Source organism: Nocardia farcinica (assembly GCF_029867845.1).
Taxonomy (GTDB): Bacteria; Actinomycetota; Actinomycetes; order Mycobacteriales; family Mycobacteriaceae; genus Nocardia; species Nocardia farcinica_A.
The window spans coordinates 1-6983 of sequence record NZ_JARWRU010000313.1; the positions used below are offsets into that span (position 1 = coordinate 1).

9 protein-coding genes are annotated in these 6983 nt (G+C 72.0%); 3 read left to right on the top strand and 6 right to left on the bottom strand.

The features are described from left to right. The coding region (locus tag QH283_RS06735; RefSeq protein ID WP_348538263.1) for an urease accessory UreF family protein at window positions 1-341 on the bottom strand (341 nt) is incomplete at its 3' end. Between the two features lie 155 nt (window positions 342-496). Between QH283_RS06735 and QH283_RS06740 the strand changes: the two genes are divergently transcribed. Continuing rightward, a complete protein-coding gene (locus QH283_RS06740; protein WP_280502151.1) occupies window positions 497-1276 on the top strand; it encodes a hypothetical protein in 780 nt (259 codons plus the stop codon). A 71-nt stretch (window positions 1277-1347) separates the two neighbouring features. On the opposite strand, the gene QH283_RS06745 is transcribed toward QH283_RS06740, so the two are convergent. Continuing rightward, a complete protein-coding gene (locus QH283_RS06745) occupies window positions 1348-2949 on the bottom strand; it encodes an MFS transporter (RefSeq protein ID WP_280502152.1) in 1602 nt (533 codons plus the stop codon). Window positions 2950-3037: 88 nt separating this feature from the next. Between QH283_RS06745 and QH283_RS06750 the strand changes: the two genes are divergently transcribed. Then, entirely contained in the window at window positions 3038-3712 is a 675-nt protein-coding gene (locus tag QH283_RS06750; protein WP_280502153.1) for a TetR/AcrR family transcriptional regulator, read from the top strand. A 37-nt stretch (window positions 3713-3749) separates the two neighbouring features. Here QH283_RS06750 and QH283_RS06755 read toward each other — a convergent pair whose 3' ends face one another. From QH283_RS06755 to QH283_RS06770, 4 genes are all read right to left on the bottom strand, one after another. Then, window positions 3750-4406 (bottom strand): O-methyltransferase, encoded by a 657-nt coding sequence (locus QH283_RS06755; RefSeq protein ID WP_280502154.1) that lies wholly within the window; start codon window positions 4404-4406, stop codon window positions 3750-3752. 61 nt (window positions 4407-4467) lie between these two features. Next, complete coding sequence (locus QH283_RS06760) at window positions 4468-5406, bottom strand: hypothetical protein (RefSeq protein ID WP_280502155.1); 939 nt, start codon at window positions 5404-5406, stop codon at window positions 4468-4470. Beyond that, window positions 5406-5741, bottom strand: a complete 336-nt coding sequence (locus tag QH283_RS06765) for a hypothetical protein (RefSeq protein WP_280502156.1) — start codon at window positions 5739-5741, stop codon at window positions 5406-5408. The genes QH283_RS06760 and QH283_RS06765 overlap by 1 nt, the downstream gene beginning before the upstream one ends. Window positions 5742-6002: 261 nt before the next feature. Beyond that, window positions 6003-6542, bottom strand: a complete 540-nt coding sequence (locus QH283_RS06770) for a YbaB/EbfC family nucleoid-associated protein (protein ID WP_280502157.1) — start codon at window positions 6540-6542, stop codon at window positions 6003-6005. 199 nt (window positions 6543-6741) lie between these two features. On the opposite strand from QH283_RS06770, the gene QH283_RS06775 reads away from it, so the two are divergent. After that, window positions 6742-6969, top strand: coding sequence for a VOC family protein (locus QH283_RS06775; RefSeq protein ID WP_280502158.1), 228 nt, complete (start codon window positions 6742-6744; stop codon window positions 6967-6969). The last annotated feature ends 14 nt before the right edge of the window (window positions 6970-6983 follow it).

The window sequence follows — 6983 nt, forward strand, 5'->3', positions numbered from 1 at the left end:
CTGGCCCGGTGGGGCCAGATCTGTCTGGCCAACCGCAGCCGGCCACGGCCGTGCGCGCGCGTGGCGGCCCTGGCCTCGGGCGCGGGGGTCCGGGCGTCGGCCTCGGCGTCGGCGCGCGCCTCGGTCAGCTCACCCGCGCACACCGCGGCGGCCAGCGACGCCGCGACCAGGCCGGAGGTGGCGACGCGGCGGCACAGGTAGGCCTCGACGGTCGGCAGATCGCGGACCAGGCCGGAGGCGACGGCCTCCTCCACCCCACCGGAGTGCACGTGACCTCCGATGGGCAGGCGCGAGTCGGCGAGGGCGTAGAGGATCGCCCTGGCGTTCACGCTCGCGTTCATTCGCACGATCCTATGTCGGGCGTGTCTCGCGCGCCGGGCGAGTCCCCCGGGCGCGGCCGGCGGGGGTGAGTGATTCCACTCATCCAGCACGCGGGGAAACACGCGGGTGCGCCGCCGCCGAACGATGCGACGATGTGGTGCGGGAGGAGGATTCGATGAACGCGAGGGGAACCGGCGGGCAGCCGCCGCGGGTGGGTATCGGCGAATGGGTGGCACGGGTGGTGGCCGTCGTGCTGCTCGTTCCGGTGCGGCTGGCCTGGGAGGGCCTGAAGGCCGGTGTGCGGGCGGTGTCCGCCACGCTGTATCTCCTCGGCCGGTACGTGCTCGTTCCGACGGGGCGGTACGTGCACCGGTGGCTGCTGCGGCCGGTGTGGGTCTTCGTGCGGGACATGGTGTGGGGCTGGGCGATCCAGCACGTGCTGTGGGGCCTGGTGCTCACACCGCTTGGCACGGCGCTGCTCACCTGGCTGTTGCGGCCGCTGCTGCGCCTGGTGGAGGACATCCTGTGGCACGCGGTGCTTCGCCCGGCCCTGCGCCTGCTGCTCGAGCGTGTGCTGCGACCGGCCGCGCGGTGGACGGCGAAGCACGTGATCGAGCCGGTGGCGTGGGCGATCTGGTGCACGCTGTGCTGGTTGTGCCGCTGGTTCGTGGTGTGGCCGCTGCGGATGCTGTGGCGATGGGCGCTCCGGCCGCTGTGGCTCGCGATCGCCGCGACGGTGTACTTCGGCTGGCGCGTCGCGACACTGCTGGTGCGAGTGCTGGTCGTGACGCCGGGCGCGTTCCTCCACCGCCACGTGGTGCGGCCGGTGTTCGCCGCGCTCGGGGTGGTGTGGCGGGCCTGCGTGGTCGCACCCATGCGGTGGGCGCACCGGACGGTCCTCGTGCCGATGAACCGGTTCGCCGCCGACATCCTCGGGGCGGTGTTCGGGCGCTGAGCCGCAGCGGGCAGGCGGCCGACGAGCCGTCGAACCGCCCGCCCGCGCGCCGGAGACATCCGGGCCGCAGGTCAACGGGCCCGCGAGTCCCGGACGGCCTCGGTGTCCGGCGCGTCCACCCCGGCCGGGGCGACCTCGGCCGTGACACGGTCGGCCGTGACATGGTCCGCCGCGTCGGGTTCGTTCTCGTCGGCGGGCCGCGCCCGTCCCGCCGAGGTCCAGGCGAGCCCGGCCATGAGCGCCACGATCACCGCGCCCGCCGCCAGCGCCACGTGCATGCCGCTGACGAAGGACTCCTTCGCGGCGGCGGCCACCGGCGAGTCCGCGCCGACCGTGGTCAGCGTCTCGCCCAGGGTGCCGGCGAAATCGCCCCCGGAGCGGAACACCAGCGCCGCCAGCGAACCGAGCAGCGCGAGGCCGAGGGCGTTACCCAGCTCGAAGCTGGTCTCGGAGATGCCGACCGCCGAACCCGCGCGCTCGGCGGGCACCGAGGCGACCGCGACCTCGGAGACCAGGGTGAAGGCCACGCCGTAGCCGATGCCCGCGACGGTCGACCCGGCCAGGTACCAGCCGATGCCGCCGTCCACGCCGACGCCGAGCACCATGAGATTGCCGACCGCCGCGGCCAGCAGGGCGACGACGAACGTGACGCGCGCGCCGAGCAACCTGCTCACCCTGGCGCCGCCCATCGAGCAGACGAACACCGCCACCGCCATCGGGATGCCGAGCAGCGCGGCGACCAGCGGGTCGCGCCCGGTCACCGACTGGAGGTAGACGCTGGTCAGGTAGCCCAGCGCGGCCAGCGACATCATGCCGGCCAGGCTGGAGCCGATGGCCACCCGGAAGGCGGGCCGGGCGAACAGGCTCAGATCGAGCAGCGGTTCGGTGAGCGTCTTCTGCCTGCGCACGAACGCGATCAGCACGACGACGCCGACGAGCCCGACCACGAGCGACTCCGCGTCCACACCTTCGGCGGCCGCGTGCTTGATCGCGTAGATCACCGGCAGGATGCCCGCGATGGACAATCCGACGCTGGGCAGATCCAGCGGCCCGAGCTGCCCGGAACGCTGCTCGGGCAGCAGGACCGGGCCGAGCGCGAACAGCACCACCAGCACCGGGACATTGATCAGGAAGACCGAACCCCACCAGAAGTGGTGCAGCAGCAGACCGCCGATGATCGGGCCGACCGCCGAGCCGCCCGCGAAGAACGCGGTCCACACACCGATGGCGGTGGCCCGCTGCCTCGCGTCGGCGAACAGGCCGGTGATCAGGGCCAGGCTGGACGGCAGCAGGGTCGCGCCGCCGATACCCATCAGTGCCCTGGCCGCGATGAGCACCGCGGCGCTGGGGGCGAAGGCGGCCAGCATGGAGCCGATGCCGAACACCGCGGCGCCGATGAGCAGGATGTTGCGCCTGCCGACGCGGTCGCCGAGATTGCCCATCGTGATCAGCAGGCCCGCGATGAAGAAGCCGTAGACGTCGAGGATCCACAGTTGCTCGGTGGCCGAGGGATGCAGGTCGGCCGACAGCCTGGGCAGGGTCAGGAACAGCACCGAGACGTCCATCGACACCAGCAGCACCGGCAGCAGCAGAACCCCGAGACCGAACCAGGCGCGGCGCGGCGCGCGCACAGCCGTGCCGTCGGTCGTCGGTCGCAAGGGTGCCTGAGTCATGTCCGATCCTTCTTCTGTCACGCGTACACCGTACGCCTGGTCGGGGTACAGTGTACGCAGCAGGTCGACGAGGGGAAAGCGAGTAACGATGTCGGAGGCGAGACTCAGCCGCGAGGCGATCGTGGACACCGCGATCACGCTCGCCGATGCCGAGGGGCTGGACGCGCTGTCCATGCGACGCATCGCCGAGCGGATGGGGGTCGGCGCCATGTCGCTCTACCGGCACATCCCGGGCAAGGACGAGCTGGTCGCGGCCATGACCGACGAGATCGCCCGCCGCTACCCCTACCCGCCCGCCGAGGGCCGCGGCTGGAGCTGGCGCGAGCGGGTGCACATCGCCGCCGAGGTGGATTGGCAGCTCTACCAGGATCATCCGTGGGTGCTGCTGACCTTCGCCACCCCGCGCTACAGCTTCGGCCCGCAGAGCCTGACCTGCCTCGGCTGGCTGGTGGAGGGCTTCGGCGAACTCGGGGTCTCGGTGCGCGAGGCCACCAGAATGGCCTTCACGGTGTGGAACTACATCTCCGGTGCGAGCCTGCCGAATGTCAGCGCGGCGCTGCTGAGCCGCAAGCGCGCCGACCCGGACGCGAACAACGGGCTGCGCGCGCTGCTCACCGGGCAGCCGCTGTGGGAGACCCCGCCCGCGCTGGCCGAACTCCACGGCGCAGGCGTCGACCACCTCACCGTGCAGCAGTCCCTGCACGACGGGCTGGAGATCATCTGCGACGGATTCGAGGCGCGGCTGCGCGAGAACCGGCCGTGACGGGCCTCGGCCGTCGAGGTGCTCGAGGGATCGGCGGTCAGTTCACGAGGGCGAACGCGAAACCGTCCCACCCCTTGGCGCCCACGGTCTGCAGCACGGTGGCGTCGAGGCGTTCGTCCTTGCCGAGCAGTTCCACCAGTTCCCGGCTCGCCCGTGCGGCGGCGTCGACGGTGTCGGCGTCGCCGAGCGCGCCGTGGCGCACCACGTTGTCGACCACGATCACCGTGCCGGGATGCCCGAGGCGCACCGCCCAGTCGACATAGATCGGGTTGTTCACCTTGTCGGCATCGATGAAGACCAGGTCGAAGGGTTCCTCGCCGGTGAGTGCGGGCAGGCTCTCCAGCGCGGCGCCGACCCGGATCTCGACGCGTTCGCCGACTCCTGCCACGTCCAGATTGGCACGGGCGACCTCGGCGTGCCGCGGCTCGTATTCGAGGGTGACCACCCGCCCGCGCTCCCCCACCGCGCGGGCAAGCCACAACGTGCTGAACCCGCCGAGGGTGCCGATCTCGAGCACCCGCCGCGCTCGCACCGACTTACCGAGCAGGTAGAGGAACTTCGCCTGTGCCGCGGACACGTCGATCGCGGGCAGTCCAGCCGCCGCGTTGGCCTCGAGCGTGGCCACCGAGGCGTCGTCGGCGACCAGGTGCGCCACGATGAACTCGTCCACCCCGGACCAGTCGGTAGTCGTCATGTCGCCAGTCTGCCACCGGCAGCCGATCGGCCACCGCAGGCGCGGCGGGACCGTTTGCCGCTCAGGCGATCTGCTCGATCTTGGCGATGGTGGCGATGGCCTCGGCGGCGGCGATCGCCAGGGCCTCGAGGTCGAAGATCGCCTTGGCGAGCTTGCTCAGCACCGTCGAGACCTGGAGCGTCGCCGAGGTGATGCTGAACATCGCGCGCGCCGTCGCCGCCACCGCACCGGTGCCGACGGTGGCCAGCAGGATGACTGTGATCTCCACCAGTACCTGGGCCAGCGAAGCCAGGATGCCCGCGATGAGTCCGCGCACGGTCTCGACCAGCTTGCCCATCTGCTCGTTGAGCTGTGCGAGCACCGAGGCGTTGGCCGACCAGCCGCCGATCTTGTCGATCTGCTCGGCCGCCGCCGCGCGATAGGCGTCGGCGGTCTCTCCGATCCATTCCGCCGTGCCGGTCACCACGGCCTGCGCCCAGCCCGCCGCCACCTCGTCGAGCTCGGTGGCGATGTTCTCCCACGACGTGGAGTACGCGGCGACGATGTCGGGGCTGCCCGCGATCGCCTCCAGGGTCTTGCGCATCGGTTCGACGTGTTCGAGCATCCAGCTCATGACCTGGCCGCCGAGCCAGCTGAACGGGTCGAGGTAGTTGCCGCTCGCGACCGCCTCGAACAGGTCGGTCACGGTGGATGCGACACCGAAACCCTTGACGACGGCCGCGAGCTGATCACCGCTGGCGAACAGCTGGTAGGTCTCGTAGACGTCGCCATGCAGGGTGCCCGTCAGGATGCCGGGGTCGGCCGGGTCGTCGCCGTCGGCGGCCTGGGGCTTGCCGATGTTGCTGTAGAGGAAGTTGGTTTCCTGGTAGTACTCGTTGCGGTAGTCGGCGTTCTCGTCGATCAGCTCGTTGTCGGGGCGCGCCTCGTCGTCGAAGAGCAGGTTCGTGGTGTTGATGGGCGCCTCGTTGAGGAACTGACCCGGCTTCGTCTGCTCGCTCATCAGCAGGTGGCCTCGTCGAGCCGCGCACGCTCGGCCTCGAGTTCGGCCCGGCGCGCCGCCTCGAGTTCGTCGAAGGTGTCGGCGGCCCGGCGCAACTTGCCCGGCATCGCCGAGACCACCTCCTCGGTGGCGCGCAGGCCGTCGACGATCGCGTCGTGCTTCGGGCCGAGGACGGACGTGGCGTAGGGCCGGACCAGCAGGCCGTAGCCGTCGTCGGCGTGGGCGAGCCAGGATGCCGCCTCCAGCGCCTTGGTCAGCCCGGACGCCAGTTGCTCGACGGCATCAGCGTGCGCGCGGGTGCCCTCCGGGTCCACCTGGATACTCGTCGCCGCCAACTCGCTCCTCCTCTCCGGTGCGCACGCGCCCGCCGCGAACGCCGCTCGTCCTCCGGGACGAGCTTTCTCTGTCTCTGACGCGATCGGCCCCGCTTCGGTTCCACCGATGTGCCGATCGGCCCCGCGGCACCCGCCCCGCCGGTCGCACCGGCGCCGATGACGGACAGCACCGGTCCGGCGGCCACGAGGCGCCCCGCGATTCCGGCGATCCCGCGACGTCGCCGGTAAACGAGCTCCGGGGGCCGCCGCGACGCGGGTCGCTCAGTCCAGCCAGGACCGACGGCGGTAGTACAGGTCGTCGGGATCGGGCTCGTCCGGCGTGACGGTCTGCTCCCGGTCGGCGGCGCGGGCAGGCGGTGGGGTCGGCGCGGCAGGCGGAGTGCAGGCCTGCGGCTCGGGTGCGGGTTCGGGCCCGGGTTCCGCCTCGCCCGGCTCGGGGTCGGGGAATCGCTCGGCGTACTGGGCCACGATCGCCTGCCCCGCGGCGTCCTCGCCGACCATGTCGTGCACCAGAGCCGTCACCTGACCGCGCAGCCCGGCCTGGGCGCGCCGGGTGCAGGCCATCAACTCGGCGGCCACCGCGGCCGGGTCCATGCCCTTGACGGCCGGGGTCAGCTCGATGCCGGTGGTGGCGCCGTCGGCGTTCACGGTGACCGCGATCCGGCCGTCGGCGCTGCGCTCGGTCACCGAGATGGCCGTCATGCGCCCGTGCAGCTCCTGGTAGCGCTGCGCGGTGCGCTCCAGTTGTTCGGCCCATTTCGCCATGTCCGCGGCTGCCTGTTGCGGATCGTTGCCCAGCACTGCGTCCCCTTCCGCCTCTCGCCGCCCGTGGCGGCGTCCATGTCAGGGGCGCACCATACCGACCCAGGGCGCGCCGGGCGATCTCCGGGCGAACGCGCGGCGGGTGCGCGCACCGATGAATTCCACGCCGCGGTCTCGTCGTAACCCCCGTATCGACAGCGGCCGGCGGGAGCGCCGGCCAGACGCACAGGAGATCGAGATGACATCGGCTTTCGCACCCGGCGCGCCGTGCTGGTTCGACGTGACCGCCAGGGACATCTCCGCCGCGGCAGCCTTCTACAGCGGCGTATTCGGCTGGGAGGCAACCGATCTCGGGGCCGAGGCGGGCCATTACACGATCCTGCACCAGGGCGGCGTCCCGGTGGCCGGCGACCCGCCCCCCCCCCCCCCCCCCCCCCGCCCCCCCCCCCCCCGGGGGGCGGGGTAAATACCGGGGCGGGG